Source organism: Bacillus cereus group sp. MYBKT14-1 (assembly GCF_051915185.1).
GTDB lineage: Bacteria > Bacillota > Bacilli > Bacillales > Bacillaceae_G > Bacillus_A > Bacillus_A cereus.
In genome coordinates, this window is record NZ_JBQAEF010000035.1 from 1 (window position 1) to 14843 (window position 14843).

The window sequence follows — 14843 nt, forward strand, 5'->3', positions numbered from 1 at the left end:
GAACACGGAAGTTAAGCTCTCTAGCGCCGATGGTAGTTGGGACCTTGTCCCTGTGAGAGTAGGACGTCGCCAAGCAACTAAAAACACAAGTCATTTGACTTGTGTTTTTTTATTTCCCATGAAATAGATTTGGTTCCATTAATAAAAAATTTGAAATATAGTAAGGGATTTTTTGAGCAGAAATACTTAGAAATTGATAAATAAATGGATAATCTTCAGAACCATAACTTCCAAGTAAGTCATACCACCAATCTGTTTCATATCTAGAAATCATGCTTAAATTATAGAGCAATAAATAATGAATGAGGAGTTCAGGTAATATTGGCTTAGGATTTCTAGGGTCAGTCGTAAGTGGCAAATAATAAGTATTAGTAAGATGTTCATAGTATAAAGGAGTACTGTACATAGGATTCCATGATTGAATAGGCGCTGTAAAAAGTAAATTCGATTTATTAGTCTTCTCAGGTACGTGTTGTATTGATAAATGCTTACAAGATGTTTCAATGTAACGAGAAAATCTCTCTTTAGTCATATGTAATCGATCTAGTAGGTTGACTGAAAAGGAGAGCTCATTTTTAATTGTTGAATCAATTTTATATAAAGTTGATCCTTTTTGACTATAACGAAATAAATTTTGTAATTCTGGAATATTTCCCATTAGTTCTAACATGTTAAATTTTTCTGCTTCTAAGTGTTTCATGTGAAACAGTTGTTCTGCAACATGAGTAAACAATCCGTTTTTTTGTACCTTCACCTCATCTTCTAAAAATTGATACCCTTGTTTTTTTCGTTTGCGAGTTGTAACGCCATGAGCTAAAACAGTAGTGGATTCAGGATAGTTAGGGTCAATAGTTAGTAGGCATGCTTTAAACAGTTGACTAATTCCATAAAATAACAACATTGGTTGAATGGAAAATGGAGCTGTCTTATATAATTCATAATAATTTTTCCCGTGTTCTAAGTAATAAATAAAGGGATAACAATTTTCAAAACTTTTTTTTTCTGCATCCTGAATAGAGGATTTTTCATAACAACGGGCAAGATAACGTTGTACGTTTTGAGATGAAAAAAAGAAACTTAACTGCTGCCAAGTACAAGATGTTTGATGCATATATTACGCTCCTTTTATTGTCTAAAAATTCTAACATATATATACGTCCTTGACAGTATTTTAACCAATTGATAAGCTACTAATAATAATTTCTGGTATCATAGGGGGAACAATTATGTGGGAATCTAAATTTGTTAAAGAAGGTTTGACTTTTGATGATGTATTACTTGTACCAGCTAGGTCAGATATATTACCAAGAGAAGTAAGTGTTAAAACAGTTTTATCTGAAAGCTTACAGCTAAACATCCCGTTAATTAGTGCAGGAATGGATACAGTAACAGAAGCTGACATGGCTATTGCAATGGCTCGCCAAGGTGGTTTAGGAATTATTCATAAGAATATGTCTATTGAGCAACAAGCAGAGCAAGTTGATAAAGTAAAGCGCTCTGAAAGCGGCGTTATTTCAGATCCTTTCTTCTTAACTCCAGAACATCAAGTATATGATGCAGAACATCTTATGGGAAAATATCGTATCTCAGGTGTACCGGTTGTAAATAATTTAGATGAGCGAAAATTAGTTGGTATTATTACAAACCGTGATATGCGCTTCATCCAAGACTACTCAATCAAAATTTCTGACGTAATGACAAAAGAACAATTAATTACAGCTCCAGTTGGTACTACACTGGAAGAAGCTGAAAAGATCCTACAAAAGTATAAAATTGAAAAACTCCCTCTTGTTGATAATAACGGTGTATTACAAGGGCTTATTACAATAAAAGATATTGAAAAAGTAATTGAATTCCCAAACTCTGCTAAGGATACGCAAGGACGCTTATTAGTTGGAGCAGCAGTTGGTGTAACAGCGGATGCTATGCTTCGCATCGATGCATTAGTAAAAGCTAGTGTAGATGCAATTGTACTTGATACAGCACATGGACATTCTAAAGGTGTTATTGATAAGGTAAAAGAAGTTCGTGCTAAATACCCATCACTAAATATTATCGCTGGAAATGTTGCTACTGCTGAAGCAACGAAAGCATTAATTGAAGCTGGTGCAAACGTAGTTAAAGTTGGTATTGGACCAGGTTCTATTTGTACAACACGCGTTGTAGCCGGTGTTGGTGTACCACAATTAACTGCAGTTTATGATTGTGCAACAGAAGCTCGTAAACACGGTATTCCAGTTATTGCTGATGGTGGTATTAAGTACTCTGGTGATATGGTGAAAGCTTTAGCGGCAGGAGCACATGTTGTTATGCTAGGTAGCATGTTTGCAGGTGTTGCAGAAAGCCCTGGAGAAACTGAAATTTACCAAGGTCGTCAATTTAAAGTGTATCGTGGTATGGGTTCTGTCGGTGCGATGGAAAAAGGAAGTAAAGATCGTTACTTCCAAGAAGGTAATAAAAAGCTTGTCCCAGAAGGTATTGAAGGACGAGTGCCATATAAAGGACCTTTAGCAGATACAGTTCACCAATTAGTTGGTGGCTTACGTGCAGGTATGGGATATTGCGGAGCACAGGATTTAGAATTCTTACGCGAAAATGCACAATTCATTCGTATGTCAGGTGCTGGCTTACGTGAAAGTCATCCTCATCACGTACAAATTACAAAAGAGGCTCCAAACTACTCATTATAATGTCTTATATACAAATAGACAGAGATTTGATATCTCTGTCTATTTTTTTTTGATTATGTTAGAATAACGGTTATGTGAGTACATAGATATTGGGGGTAGCAAAAGTGAAAGGTATGTTTTGCAAAAGATTCATTGCTTTGGTAACAGTGCTTACACTAGCTTGTAGCATTTTTATGCCATATAGCAATGCATCAGCTGAAACAGGAGCCGCTTTAAACATTGAAGCAGGTGCGGCAATTTTAGTAGAAGCGAATTCTGGGAAAATTTTATATCAAAAGAATGCAGATGAATTATTATCCATTGCTAGTATGACAAAGATGATGAGTGAATATTTAGTTCACGAAGCAGTGGATAAAGGAAAACTTAAGTGGGACCAGAAAATTAAGGTTTCTGAATATGCATATAAGGTTTCACAAGATGCTTCATTATCAAATGTTGCATTAGAAAATGGTGGCTCTTATACAGTAAAAGAGTTATACGAAGCAATGGCAATCTTTTCTGCAAATGGTGCAACAATTGCATTAGCAGAAGCAATTGCAGGTAAAGAAGTAGACTTCGTAAAAATGATGAATGACAAATCGAAAGAACTAGGGTTAAAAAATTATAAATTTGTCAATTCTACAGGTTTAACGAATAAAGATTTAAAGGGAATGCATCCTGAAGGAACAACAGCGGATGAAGAAAATAAAATGTCTGCAAAGGATGTTGCAACTTTAGCACAACATTTAATTAAAGATTATCCAAAAGTGTTAGATACAGCAAAAATCCCTAAAAAAGAATTCCGTCCAGAAAAAGAGAAGTTTGGAATGTCGAACTGGAACTGGATGTTAAAGGGCTTAGTTAAAGAATATGATGGCGTAGATGGCCTAAAAACAGGCTCAACTCCAGAAGCAGGAGATTGCTTCACTGGTACGGTTGAAAGAAACGGAATGCGTTTTATTTCTGTAGTTATTAAAACAAGTTCTCATACAGCACGTTTTGATGAAACAAAGAAGCTATATGATTATGGATTTGCTAACTTTGAAGTGAAACAAATGTATAAAAAAGGTTCTTCAGTAAAAGGACAAGAAACAGTACGAGTAGAAAATGCGAAAGATAAAGATGTAGCAGTTCAAACGAAACAAGCTATTTCACTTCCAGTGCCAAAAGGAAGTAAAGATGTTTATAAAACAGAATTAAAAGAATCAAGTAAGGGACAAGAAGCACCTATTAAAAAGGGAGCTGCGCTTGGTCAAATGGTAATTACGCCAAAAGATACAAACGACCCTGGATTTTTAACTGGTAAGTCACTGCAAGTGGATCTTGTAACGACATCTGAAGTAGAAGAAGCAAACTGGTTTACTCGTGCTATGCGCGGAATTGGTTCATTCTTTAGTGGTATGTGGAATAGTGCTGTTGATACAGTAAAAGGTTGGTTTTAAAAGCTCCTCACGATAGGAGCTTTTTTTTATTCCTATTTTTCATACCGACTTTATGAAAAAGTAGTAGACAAGCATCTGATAGTTAGTGGTAGAATGTAAGAGTATTCTTAATTTTCGCCTTTAACGGGGGAAAGCAATTCACCTAGGGGGGTTTTTGTACATGACAAATGTAACAGGGACAGAACGTGTAAAACGTGGAATGGCAGAAATGCAAAAAGGCGGCGTTATTATGGACGTAGTTAACGCTGAACAAGCAAAAATTGCAGAAGAGGCAGGCGCAGTTGCCGTTATGGCATTAGAGCGTGTACCAGCAGATATTCGTGCAGCAGGTGGCGTTTCTCGTATGGCAGACCCAACAATTGTTGAAGAAGTTATGGGTGCGGTGTCAATTCCGGTTATGGCAAAATGCCGTATCGGTCACCTTGTAGAAGCACGTGTATTAGAATCATTAGGGGTAGACTATATCGATGAGAGTGAAGTATTAACTCCTGCTGATGAAGTATACCATTTAAATAAACGTGATTACACAGTTCCATTTGTATGTGGTTGCCGTGATATCGGAGAAGCTGCACGTCGTATTGCAGAAGGTGCATCTATGCTTCGTACAAAAGGTGAACCAGGAACAGGAAACATTGTAGAGGCAGTGCGTCATATGCGCCAAGTCAATGCAGAAATCCGTCAAGTTGCGAGTCTACGTGAAGATGAGTTAATGACATATGCAAAAAATACTGGCGCTCCTTACGAAGTATTACTTGAAATTAAACGTCTTGGTCGCTTACCAGTTGTAAACTTTGCGGCAGGTGGTGTAGCAACACCAGCAGATGCAGCATTAATGATGCAACTTGGTGCTGATGGGGTATTTGTTGGATCTGGTATCTTCAAATCAGAAAACCCAGAGAAATTTGCACGTGCAATCGTTGAAGCAACGACTCATTATGAAGATTACGAACTAATTGCAAGCCTTTCTAAAGGATTAGGTAATGCAATGAAGGGTGTCGAAATTTCAACGTTATTACCAGAACAACGCATGCAAGAGCGTGGATGGTAATTAAAGGAGAACTTTAAAATGGTGAAAATCGGTGTACTAGGTCTTCAAGGTGCAGTTCGTGAGCATGTAAAATCAGTTGAAGCAAGTGGTGCAGAAGCTGTTGTTGTAAAGCGTATAGAGCAACTTGAAGAGATTGATGGTCTTATTTTACCGGGCGGTGAAAGTACAACAATGCGCCGTCTTATTGATAAGTATGCTTTCATGGAACCACTTCGTACATTTGCAAAGTCTGGTAAACCAATGTTTGGTACATGTGCAGGGATGATTCTTCTTGCGAAAACACTTATTGGCTATGAAGAAGCACATATTGGTGCTATGGATATTACAGTTGAGCGCAATGCGTTCGGACGCCAAAAGGATAGTTTTGAGGCTGCGCTTTCAATTGAAGGCGTGGGTGAAGACTTCGTTGGTGTATTTATCCGTGCGCCGTATGTTGTAGAAGTAGCTGATAATGTTGAAGTGCTTTCTAAGCATGGTGACCGAATGGTAGCGGTAAGACAAGATCAGTTTTTAGCTGCTTCATTCCATCCGGAATTAACAGATGATCATCGTGTGACAGCATACTTTGTTGAAATGGTAAAAGAAGCGAAAATGAAAAAAGTTGTATAAGTAACTTGCAACTTGTATAAGATTATAGTAAATTGATGGTAACAATTTTATAAAATAAGCGTGTTGATAGGAAATAGTAACAAATGTCGTTTCTTATAGAGAGTCGATGGTTGGTGGAAATCGATAGAAACAGTTTGTGAATCCATCCTGGAATGGAATGTGGAATATCTTTTGGATTAGTAAGCATTCCCGGTGAAGAGCCGTTATTTCTACTTGAGAGGAAAGCGGTAATGCTTTCAACTAGGGTGGCAACGCGGGTTAACTCCCGTCCCTTTATATAGGGACGGGAGTTTTTTGTGTTTTATAAAATAAAAGGAGGAGTATATAATGCTTGATATTAAATTTTTACGTACAAACTTTGAAGAAGTAAAAGCGAAATTACAGCATAGAGGCGAAGATTTAACTGATTTCGGACGTTTTGAAGAATTGGATACGAGAAGAAGAGAATTACTTGTTCAGACAGAAGAATTAAAAAGTAAACGTAACGAAGTATCTCAACAAATTTCTGTATTAAAGCGCGAAAAGAAAGATGCAGAAGCTCTAATTTTAGAAATGCGTGAAGTTGGAGAAAAAGTAAAGGATCTTGATAACGAACTTCGTACAGTTGAAGAAGACTTAGAAAGATTAATGTTATCTATTCCAAATATCCCTCACGAATCTGCTCCAGTTGGTGAAACAGAGGATGATAATGTAGTAGCACGTACTTGGGGAGAAGTGAAAGAATTTACTTATGAGCCAAAACCACATTGGGATCTTGCTACTGATTTAGGAATTTTAGATTTTGAACGCGCTGGGAAAGTAACAGGAAGCCGCTTCGTATTTTACAAAGGTGCTGGTGCAAGATTAGAGCGTGCTTTAATTAGCTTTATGCTTGATCTTCATACTGATGAGCATGGATATGAAGAAGTATTACCTCCATATATGGTAAACCGTGCAAGTATGACAGGAACAGGACAACTTCCAAAGTTTGAAGAAGATGCATTCCGTATTGAAAGTGAAGATTACTTCTTAATTCCAACAGCTGAAGTACCTGTAACGAATATGCATCGTGATGAGATTTTAAATAAAGAGCAATTGCCTATAAGATATGCTGCATTTAGCTCTTGCTTCCGTTCTGAAGCAGGTTCAGCTGGGCGTGATACACGTGGTTTAATTCGCCAGCATCAGTTCAATAAAGTAGAGCTTGTGAAGTTCGTAAAACCAGAAGATTCTTATGAAGAGTTAGAAAAGTTAACAAATGATGCAGAACGCGTGTTACAATTATTAGAGTTGCCATATCGCGTTATGAGCATGTGTACAGGCGATTTAGGATTTACAGCAGCGAAGAAATACGATATTGAAGTATGGATTCCAAGCTATGGCACATATCGTGAAATTTCTTCTTGTAGTAATTTTGAAGCTTTCCAAGCGAGACGTGCAAATATCCGTTTCCGCCGTGAACCAAATGGAAAACCAGAACATGTTCATACATTAAATGGATCTGGTCTTGCAATTGGACGTACGGTTGCAGCTATTTTAGAGAACTACCAACAAGAAGATGGTACAATTATAATTCCAGAAGTTCTTCGCCCTTATATGGGAGGAAAAACAGTTATTAAGTAAATTTAAACATTCATCGGTATGAGTGATTGGTAATTATGAGCGTTGTCAGTACTGTAATGTAGGAAGGGGAAAGTAAAATTTTCCTTTCCTCATAATTTATTTTAGTAGGGTTGACTAACTGTTTTTCTTTTGATATTATATTTGATGTCAATATGGAGGTATACCCAAGTCTGGCTGAAGGGATCGGTCTTGAAAACCGACAGGCGGCGAGAGTCGCGCGGGGGTTCGAATCCCTCTACCTCCTCCAGATATAATTGACAACAGCGCATATAAGTGGAGATTGGAGAACTCGTTACCAACACGTAACGAGTTTTTATTTTAAAACCAATCATAAAGTATGGTGTAAGGTAATTTTGTCCTTATTACACACTCATATTCCGATGATTATCTTCATAGATATGAAAGGAGTCAACATGGATCTTATTATACAAACGTTTCCTTTAGATGGAAAAACTTTATATTATGTACAATGTCCTGTCTGTAAGAACAATAGAATTTTAAACAGTGGTGCAAACGTATCACGCATTATTAGTGATGATACATTCCGTAAACTTTGTGGTTGTACTTGTGATGTAAAACCAGCTACGAGTAAAGTAGAGGCGCCAAAACAAGTTAAAAAAGCAGCTGTAAAGAAAGAAGCAGCTCCAAAACGTACAGGTAAAGTATTAACGGCAGTAATTAACGGGAAAGAAATGACTGTTAAAGAGATTGCTGAAGCATACGATATTAGTACAAGTACTGTTCGTCAGCGCATTAACGCAGGAAAACCTGAGAGTGAAATTATTGCTCCAACAAAGAAGAAGTAATTTAATAGGAAAACCCGTGCATATGCACGGGTTTTTTATTTTACAAGTTTACGTGTTTGTTTTAAAAAATGGCCAATTTTTTTTATGATTGGTTCGATTGAATCACCATCTTTTAAAATATCGTACTCATTAATATTTAAGCGTAATACAGGGCATGAATTAAAGTTGTTAATCCAGTTTTCATAACGTCCATGCATTTCTTTCCAGTACTCAATTGGTGTTTGCTGTTCCATTGGGCGCCCGCGTTCTTGAATACGATCGACAATATCATCGAAAGAACCTTCTAAGTAAATTAATAAGTCTGGATGAGGGAAGTAAGGAGTCATGACCATAGCGTCAAATAAACCTTTGTATGTTTCATAATCAGTTTCCGTCATTGTTCCTTTTTCATGATGCATCTTTGCGAAAATTCCAGTGTCTTCGTAAATGGAACGATCTTGAACAAAACCGCCACCATATTCAAAAATTCTTTTTTGTTCTTTAAATCGTTCTGCTAAAAAGTACACTTGTAGGTGGAAGCTCCAGCGAGTGAAGTCCGCATAGAACTTGTCCAAATATGGATTGGAATCTACTTTTTCAAATGATGTGCGATAACCTAAAGCATTAGCTAATGCAGTTGTCATAGTTGATTTACCCACACCTACTGTTCCGGCGATAGTGATTACTGCGTCATTGGGTATATCATATTTTTGCCTTAAATTCATTATTATTTCGACTCCTTTAAGAGAGTATTTTGAAGGGCAGATAGGATAACGTTTAAATCATCAGGATTTTTTACAAAATCCATATCGTCGCCATTAAATTTCAATACGGGTATTTCCGGATGATCTTTTTTAAAAGCATCCATTGCTGTTTCATAATCTTTTGTGAGCTGTAGTAAGTAATTTGGATCCATGTTTTTTTCAAATTCTCTTCCGCGCATGGCGATTCGCTTTTGCAATGTCTCTAGGCTAGCTGTTAAATAAACAATGACATTTGGCACAGGCATATCTTGTGTAAGGATACGATAAATTTGCATGTATTTGTCATATTGAGAGTCTTTTAATGTGCGGGATGCAAAAATTAAATTTTTAAAGATATGGTAATCCGCTACTACTGGTTTCCTTTGATTCAAGTACTTTATGTTAATGTCTTCTAATTGTTTGTATCTATTACAAAGAAAGAACATCTCTGTTTGAAAACTCCATTCGTCGATGTCTTCATAGAACTTTCCTAAAAAGGGATTTTCATCAACAATCTCTTTTAGTAAGTGGAGTTGCATGTGAGTTGAAATTTCCTTCGCAAGTGAAGTTTTTCCAACACCAATTGGTCCTTCAACCGTGATAAATGGTACTCCGGTCACGCTGTTTCCTCCTTTCAATCAGTGATTTACCGTGACTACTAAAAACACAAAACAGAATTATTGTAGCACAAGAGGGAAGCGAGCGGGTTAATTTGATATAAAAAGTTAGAAAATAGATATATGTATTAATTAAATTTTATTTTGGTTGATGATGTTATATTTGCTTTCAATGTAGTTTCCATTATTTTTAAAGCATGTATATTATCTTGGTCGTTGTTAGAGGCGATACAATCCTGTGGTACATACAATTTATAATTTCTCATATGAGCATCATTAGCTGTAAATAGGATACATATATTTCCGGCAACCCCTGTTAATATTAGATTTTCTATTTTTAAATAACCTAGTAATGAATTTAAAGGTGTTTCATAAAAAGCGGAATAATGTGGTTTAATAAAAATGTACTCATCAAAACTTGGAGCAATCTTATGGATTATATTTTCGCTATATTCATTTGTGCAATGAGTAATAAGTTGGTCGATATCAGATCTCCAAAGTTGATAATGGTCATTAACGTAAATTATAGGATAGCCAAAGGATTTCATTTTTTTCTTTAATTGTAAAATAGGGTTTGTTATAGTTTCGCATTTTTTAGCTAGAATGGGTCCGTGGGAAAATTGAAAGTCATTAATCATATCGATAATGAGCAAGGCGGTATTTTTCATATGTAATCCCCTCTCTTTTTTCTTTTAGGGTGGATTGAATTTGTAAAAGTTATCCCCTGTGTAGTAAATGGAAATAAGTGTACTTTATTTGTAATGAAAGGACTATGTTATGGAACAAGATCAAGATATTTATTTTATGCAATTAGCGATAGAAGAAGCTAAAAAGGCAGAGGAAATACAGGAAGTACCAATTGGAGCAGTTATAGTGTTAGATGGTGAGGTAATTAGTGTTGCCCATAATTTAAGGGAAACTGAGCAAAGATCAATAGCTCATGCTGAGTTGCTAGCGATAGATGATGCATGTAAAAAATTAGGGACATGGCGTTTAGAAGATGCAACATTGTATGTAACATTAGAACCTTGTCCAATGTGTGCGGGTGGAATTGTTTTATCACGAGTGAAGCGAGTTGTATATGGTGCAAGTGATCCGAAGGGCGGATGTGCAGGGACATTGATGAATCTTTTAACGGATGAACGCTTCAATCATCAATGTGAAGTAGTATCTGGTGTACTAGAGGAAGAATGCGGTACGTTGTTAACAAACTTTTTTAGAGAGCTTCGTAAAAAAAGAAAAGCAATAAAAAAATTAGAGAAGAATACTGGGAACTAACGTATTTGCATTTTCTAAAGAAACAAGTTATACTGATAATGCCTTTAATGAAGGCAACCGAATATTGGTTTTAACTTTGCCGTGCTAAGCGGGGAGGTAGCGGTGCCCTATACTCGCAATCCGCTCTAGCGAGGCCGAATCCCCTCTCGAGGTTATGTTGCTGTAAGGTCTGCCTTAAGTAAGTGGTGTTGACGTTTGGGTCCTGCGCAACGGGACCCCGTGAACCTTGTCAGGTCCGGAAGGAAGCAGCAATAAGCGGGTCTTCTCGTGTGCCGCAGGAGTGCCTGAACCGAGCTAACTGCTTGAGTAACGCTTATGGTACGTAATCGACGGAGGGTGCACGGCAGTTATATATGTATACAAAACTCACCTTAATACAAAGGTGAGTTTTTTGTATAGAAAATAACTTTTGGAATCTATAAACAGAATGGGTTATAATAAATGAGATAATAACCTTTGAGGGAGGCCGTATTTTCGTGTCATACCAAGCGTTATACCGAACATGGAGACCGCAAAAGTTCGAAGATGTAGTCGGTCAAAAGCACGTGACAAAAACGTTGCAAAATGCCCTTCTTCAAGAGAAAGTTTCACATGCTTATTTATTTTCTGGCCCGAGGGGAACAGGAAAAACGACAATTGCAAAAGTATTTGCAAAAGCAATTAACTGTGAACATGCTCCGGTAGCTGAACCTTGTAATGAATGTCCTTCTTGTTTAGGAATCACACAAGGATCCATTTCAGATGTATTAGAAATTGATGCGGCTTCAAATAACGGTGTAGATGAAATTCGAGATATTAGAGATAAAGTAAAATACGCTCCAAGTGCTGTAGAATATAAAGTATACATTATTGATGAAGTTCACATGCTTTCTATGGGTGCATTCAATGCGCTTTTAAAAACCTTAGAAGAGCCGCCAGGACATGTTATCTTTATTTTGGCGACAACAGAACCTCATAAGATCCCACCTACAATCATTTCACGTTGTCAGCGCTTTGAATTCCGAAAAATATCAGTGAATGATATTGTTGAGAGATTATCAACGGTCGTGACAAATGAAGGTACGCAAGTGGAAGGTGAAGCGTTACAAATTGTTGCGCGTGCTGCCGAAGGTGGTATGCGTGATGCGCTTAGTCTTATTGATCAGGCTATATCTTATAGTGATGAGATTGTTACGACAGAAGATGTATTGGCCGTAACAGGATCTGTTTCTCAGCAATACTTAGGCAATTTAGTAGAGTGCATACGTGAAAATGATGTATCAAGAGCATTGCAAATCATAGATGAAATGATGAGTAAAGGGAAGGATCCAGTTCGTTTTATGGAGGATTTCATTTACTATTATCGTGATATGCTTTTATATCAAACTTCACCACAACTAGAACATATGTTGGAACGAGTAATTGTAGATGATCAATTCCGTAAGTTGAGTGAAGAAATGCAACCGGAAGTGATCTATGAGATTATTCATACCCTTAGTAAGGGACAACAGGAAATGAAGTGGACAAATCATCCGCGTATTTTCTTAGAAGTTGTTATGGTGCAATTGTGTCAACAGTTTATGATGCAAGCAAATGGTACAGATCGTTTGCAAGCAATTATGAACAGGATGCAGCAACTGGAGAAAGAGTTAGAGCAAGTCAAAAAGAACGGTGTGCCAGCTGGTGTACAACAGGAAGTAAGAGAGACACGTGCAACACCAAAACCGGTACGAACAGGAAGTATGAAAATTCCTGTCGGACGTGTAAATGAAGTATTAAAACAAGCGAAGCGTCAAGATTTAGAACAATTAAAAGCTGTATGGGGTGAGTTGTTAGGAAGACTTAAATCATATAACAAAGTAGCGTTTGCCGTTTTACTAGAAAATAGTGAACCAGTGGCAGCTTCAGATGACACTTACGTTTTAGCATTTCAATATGAGATTCACTGTAAGATGGCGAGCGAAAATCGAGAAGCTATGGATACAGTAGAACAAGTTTTATTTGAATTGCTAAGTAAAAGGTTAAATATGATTGCCATTCCAAAAAGTGAATGGGGTAAAATCCGTGAAGACTTTTTACAACGTGAAGGTGGAGAGTCTGAAGAAAGCCCGGAGAAAAAGGAAGACCCTCTTATAGAAGAGGCAGTGAAGTTAGTAGGGCAAGAACTCATTGAAATAAAAGAGTAATAATAATTAGGAGGAATTAATTATGATGCGTGGCGGAATGGGAAATATGAATAACATGATGAAACAAATGCAAAAGATGCAAAAGGACATGGCGAAAGCACAAGAAGAGCTTGGTGAAAAAACAGTTGAAGGTACAGCTGGCGGCGGAATGATTACAGTTATTGCAAATGGTCACAAGCAAATTCTTGAAGTGAAGATTAAAGAGGAAGTTGTAGATCCAGAAGATATCGAAATGTTACAAGACTTAGTATTAGCTGCAACAAATGATGCACTTAAAAAGGCTGATGAGCTTTCAAACTCTACAATGGGTAAATTTACAAAAGGCTTAAACTTACCAGGTGGAATGTTCTAGGAGGATATTGATACATGCATTATCCAGAACCAATATCAAAACTAATCGATAGTTTTATGAAGTTGCCAGGTATCGGACCGAAAACAGCGGTTCGATTGGCATTTTTCGTATTAGATATGAAAGAAGATGATGTGTTAGGTTTCGCGAAAGCACTTGTAAATGCGAAGCGAGATTTAGCGTACTGTTCTGTATGCGGACATATTACTGATCGTGATCCTTGTTATATTTGTAATGATTCACATCGAGATCAATCAGTTGTTTGTGTCGTGCAAGAACCGAAAGATGTAATCGCGATGGAAAAAATGAAAGAGTATCAAGGTGTATATCATGTGTTACGTGGTGCGATTTCTCCTATGGAGGGAATTGGACCGGAAGACATTAATATCCCGCAACTCTTAAAGCGACTACATGATGAAACGGTACAAGAAGTGATATTAGCAACAAACCCTAATATTGAAGGGGAAGCTACAGCGATGTATATCTCCCGCCTCTTAAAACCTACAGGCATTAAAGTAACTCGTATTGCACATGGTCTGCCAGTTGGTGGAGATTTAGAATATGCAGATGAAGTGACATTATCCAAAGCGTTAGAAGGGCGCAGAGAAGTATAAGAGGAGAAACAAAAATGTTCTTTCAAAAAAAGGGTAAATTGCGTAAAGAGTATGACGATAAGTTAATTGTACTTTTGGAAAAAGTGAAGAATGAGTGGTTACGTCAGAAGAGAATGGTCGAACAAAGTGTAGAACCGTCTCAAGATGTCATTTGTTCTTTGAAAATAGCAGAGGCGAAATATTTCTTTTTGTTGAAAGAAGCAAAGCGTCGTCCTGTAAAAATGGAACAATGGTAAAAGGTTCTGCTTTCTAAGCAGGCCTTTTTATTTTGTTTTTTAAGTGCTGAGGTATTGTTTTATTTAGTTTATATGAAAGAGATGCTGCATATGATAACTGTTCTTTTTTATTGTCTTGTCCCATACAAATAGATGTATAGGTCATTCATAAGGAGGAAAAAATGAATTCTACAATTATTATTGTTGGTATTCTTACTTTAGTATTTATTTTTCTTGTTTTTGGTGTTGCCTCTAAGCCATTACGTTTTATAGGTAAGGTGATTTTTCATGTTACTTTAGGAATAGCATTGCTTTTTATCGTAAATGTTGTAGGGACATATTTTGATTTTCATATCCCAATTAACATGGGTACAGCAGCAATAACGAGTTTATTAGGTCTACCGGGTGTGGCAGCATTAGTGATTATTAAGCTTTATATCATGCCAAGATAAAATTATTTTGGCATTTTTTTAAAAAGTGTTGACTATTAAATGATTAATATGGTAAATTAATAAGCGTCGTCAGGAACGAAAGAAAAAAGTTGTTGACAGATTTAACGCAAAATGTTAAATTATAAAAGTCGCTGAAACGCGATATTGAACTTTGAAAACTAAACGAAACAAACAACGTGAAACGTCAATTTTTATTTTAGATGCTAGACAAACTAACTTTATTGGAGAGTTTGATCCTGGCTCAGGATGAACGCT

At 36.8% G+C, this 14843-nt stretch carries 16 protein-coding genes, 1 tRNA gene, 1 other RNA gene and 1 other annotated feature; of the genes, 14 read left to right on the plus strand and 4 right to left on the minus strand.

Going from position 1 to position 14843, the window contains the following annotated elements; all coding sequences use genetic code 11:
* Positions 1-109: 109 nt before the first annotated feature.
* Entirely contained in the window at positions 110-1111 is a 1002-nt protein-coding gene (locus ACTFO4_RS30085; RefSeq protein WP_119682816.1) for a YaaC family protein, read from the minus strand.
* 115 nt (positions 1112-1226) lie between these two features.
* On the opposite strand from ACTFO4_RS30085, the gene guaB reads away from it, so the two are divergent.
* The 7 genes from guaB (at position 1227) to ACTFO4_RS30120 (ending at position 8176) form a co-directional block, all read left to right on the plus strand.
* Positions 1227-2690: an IMP dehydrogenase gene (gene guaB, locus ACTFO4_RS30090; protein ID WP_119682817.1), complete on the plus strand. Its 1464-nt coding sequence runs from the start codon at positions 1227-1229 to the stop codon at positions 2688-2690.
* Between the two features lie 113 nt (positions 2691-2803).
* Positions 2804-4111, plus strand: a complete 1308-nt coding sequence (gene dacA, locus ACTFO4_RS30095) for a D-alanyl-D-alanine carboxypeptidase DacA (RefSeq protein ID WP_124749816.1) — start codon at positions 2804-2806, stop codon at positions 4109-4111.
* A gap of 160 nt (positions 4112-4271) precedes the next feature.
* On the plus strand, positions 4272-5159 hold the full coding sequence (gene pdxS / locus ACTFO4_RS30100) for a pyridoxal 5'-phosphate synthase lyase subunit PdxS (RefSeq protein ID WP_000186165.1): 888 nt from the start codon (positions 4272-4274) through the stop codon (positions 5157-5159).
* Between the two features lie 18 nt (positions 5160-5177).
* Positions 5178-5768 carry a pyridoxal 5'-phosphate synthase glutaminase subunit PdxT gene (pdxT, locus tag ACTFO4_RS30105; RefSeq protein ID WP_000238785.1) on the plus strand — a complete coding sequence of 197 codons (591 nt, stop codon included), beginning with the start codon at positions 5178-5180 and terminating at the stop codon, positions 5766-5768.
* Between the two features lie 54 nt (positions 5769-5822).
* Positions 5823-6044: a binding site (T-box leader), on the plus strand.
* A gap of 51 nt (positions 6045-6095) precedes the next feature.
* Positions 6096-7370 (plus strand): serine--tRNA ligase, encoded by a 1275-nt coding sequence (gene serS / locus ACTFO4_RS30110; protein WP_000884187.1) that lies wholly within the window; start codon positions 6096-6098, stop codon positions 7368-7370.
* Positions 7371-7524: 154 nt separating this feature from the next.
* A tRNA-Ser gene (locus tag ACTFO4_RS30115) sits at positions 7525-7617 on the plus strand.
* 166 nt (positions 7618-7783) lie between these two features.
* Positions 7784-8176 (plus strand): DUF3797 domain-containing protein, encoded by a 393-nt coding sequence (locus ACTFO4_RS30120; protein WP_000364193.1) that lies wholly within the window; start codon positions 7784-7786, stop codon positions 8174-8176.
* Positions 8177-8211: 35 nt separating this feature from the next.
* Here the strand turns inward: ACTFO4_RS30120 and ACTFO4_RS30125 are convergent, their stop codons facing one another.
* The 3 genes from ACTFO4_RS30125 to ACTFO4_RS30135 all read right to left on the minus strand — a co-directional run bounded on the left by ACTFO4_RS30125 (position 8212) and on the right by ACTFO4_RS30135 (position 10183).
* Positions 8212-8880: a deoxynucleoside kinase gene (locus tag ACTFO4_RS30125; RefSeq protein WP_001053585.1), complete on the minus strand. Its 669-nt coding sequence runs from the start codon at positions 8878-8880 to the stop codon at positions 8212-8214.
* Between the two features lie 2 nt (positions 8881-8882).
* Complete coding sequence (locus tag ACTFO4_RS30130; protein ID WP_000148218.1) at positions 8883-9518, minus strand: deoxynucleoside kinase; 636 nt, start codon at positions 9516-9518, stop codon at positions 8883-8885.
* Positions 9519-9643: 125 nt separating this feature from the next.
* On the minus strand, positions 9644-10183 hold the full coding sequence (locus ACTFO4_RS30135) for an isochorismatase family cysteine hydrolase (protein ID WP_000798724.1): 540 nt from the start codon (positions 10181-10183) through the stop codon (positions 9644-9646).
* A 109-nt stretch (positions 10184-10292) separates the two neighbouring features.
* Between ACTFO4_RS30135 and tadA the strand changes: the two genes are divergently transcribed.
* The 7 genes from tadA (at position 10293) to ACTFO4_RS30170 (ending at position 14588) form a co-directional block, all read left to right on the plus strand.
* Positions 10293-10793, plus strand: coding sequence for a tRNA adenosine(34) deaminase TadA (gene tadA, locus ACTFO4_RS30140; protein ID WP_000434329.1), 501 nt, complete (start codon positions 10293-10295; stop codon positions 10791-10793).
* A 79-nt stretch (positions 10794-10872) separates the two neighbouring features.
* An RNA gene (ffs, locus tag ACTFO4_RS30145) (signal recognition particle sRNA large type) lies at positions 10873-11137 on the plus strand.
* Between the two features lie 132 nt (positions 11138-11269).
* Complete coding sequence (gene dnaX, locus ACTFO4_RS30150) at positions 11270-12958, plus strand: DNA polymerase III subunit gamma/tau (protein WP_017674202.1); 1689 nt, start codon at positions 11270-11272, stop codon at positions 12956-12958.
* A 25-nt stretch (positions 12959-12983) separates the two neighbouring features.
* Complete coding sequence (locus ACTFO4_RS30155) at positions 12984-13310, plus strand: YbaB/EbfC family nucleoid-associated protein (protein ID WP_014894853.1); 327 nt, start codon at positions 12984-12986, stop codon at positions 13308-13310.
* Between the two features lie 14 nt (positions 13311-13324).
* Positions 13325-13921, plus strand: coding sequence for a recombination protein RecR (gene recR, locus ACTFO4_RS30160; RefSeq protein WP_000559169.1), 597 nt, complete (start codon positions 13325-13327; stop codon positions 13919-13921).
* A gap of 14 nt (positions 13922-13935) precedes the next feature.
* Positions 13936-14157 (plus strand): YaaL family protein, encoded by a 222-nt coding sequence (locus tag ACTFO4_RS30165; RefSeq protein WP_000466019.1) that lies wholly within the window; start codon positions 13936-13938, stop codon positions 14155-14157.
* 161 nt (positions 14158-14318) lie between these two features.
* On the plus strand, positions 14319-14588 hold the full coding sequence (locus ACTFO4_RS30170; protein WP_001089273.1) for a pro-sigmaK processing inhibitor BofA family protein: 270 nt from the start codon (positions 14319-14321) through the stop codon (positions 14586-14588).
* The last annotated feature ends 255 nt before the right edge of the window (positions 14589-14843 follow it).

What these genes read in the sequence shown, in the direction of transcription:
- ACTFO4_RS30085 (WP_119682816.1), bottom strand. Translation starts at nt 1,111, where the DNA reads ATGCATCAAACATCTTGTACTTGGCAGCAGTTAAGTTTCTTTTTTTCA.
- guaB (WP_119682817.1), top strand. Translation starts at nt 1,227, where the DNA reads ATGTGGGAATCTAAATTTGTTAAAGAAGGTTTGACTTTTGATGATGTA.
- dacA (WP_124749816.1), top strand. Translation starts at nt 2,804, where the DNA reads ATGTTTTGCAAAAGATTCATTGCTTTGGTAACAGTGCTTACACTAGCT.
- pdxS (WP_000186165.1), top strand. Translation starts at nt 4,272, where the DNA reads ATGACAAATGTAACAGGGACAGAACGTGTAAAACGTGGAATGGCAGAA.
- pdxT (WP_000238785.1), top strand. Translation starts at nt 5,178, where the DNA reads ATGGTGAAAATCGGTGTACTAGGTCTTCAAGGTGCAGTTCGTGAGCAT.
- serS (WP_000884187.1), top strand. Translation starts at nt 6,096, where the DNA reads ATGCTTGATATTAAATTTTTACGTACAAACTTTGAAGAAGTAAAAGCG.
- ACTFO4_RS30120 (WP_000364193.1), top strand. Translation starts at nt 7,784, where the DNA reads ATGGATCTTATTATACAAACGTTTCCTTTAGATGGAAAAACTTTATAT.
- ACTFO4_RS30125 (WP_001053585.1), bottom strand. Translation starts at nt 8,880, where the DNA reads ATGAATTTAAGGCAAAAATATGATATACCCAATGACGCAGTAATCACT.
- ACTFO4_RS30135 (WP_000798724.1), bottom strand. Translation starts at nt 10,183, where the DNA reads ATGAAAAATACCGCCTTGCTCATTATCGATATGATTAATGACTTTCAA.
- tadA (WP_000434329.1), top strand. Translation starts at nt 10,293, where the DNA reads ATGGAACAAGATCAAGATATTTATTTTATGCAATTAGCGATAGAAGAA.
- ACTFO4_RS30155 (WP_014894853.1), top strand. Translation starts at nt 12,984, where the DNA reads ATGCGTGGCGGAATGGGAAATATGAATAACATGATGAAACAAATGCAA.
- recR (WP_000559169.1), top strand. Translation starts at nt 13,325, where the DNA reads ATGCATTATCCAGAACCAATATCAAAACTAATCGATAGTTTTATGAAG.
- ACTFO4_RS30165 (WP_000466019.1), top strand. Translation starts at nt 13,936, where the DNA reads ATGTTCTTTCAAAAAAAGGGTAAATTGCGTAAAGAGTATGACGATAAG.
- ACTFO4_RS30170 (WP_001089273.1), top strand. Translation starts at nt 14,319, where the DNA reads ATGAATTCTACAATTATTATTGTTGGTATTCTTACTTTAGTATTTATT.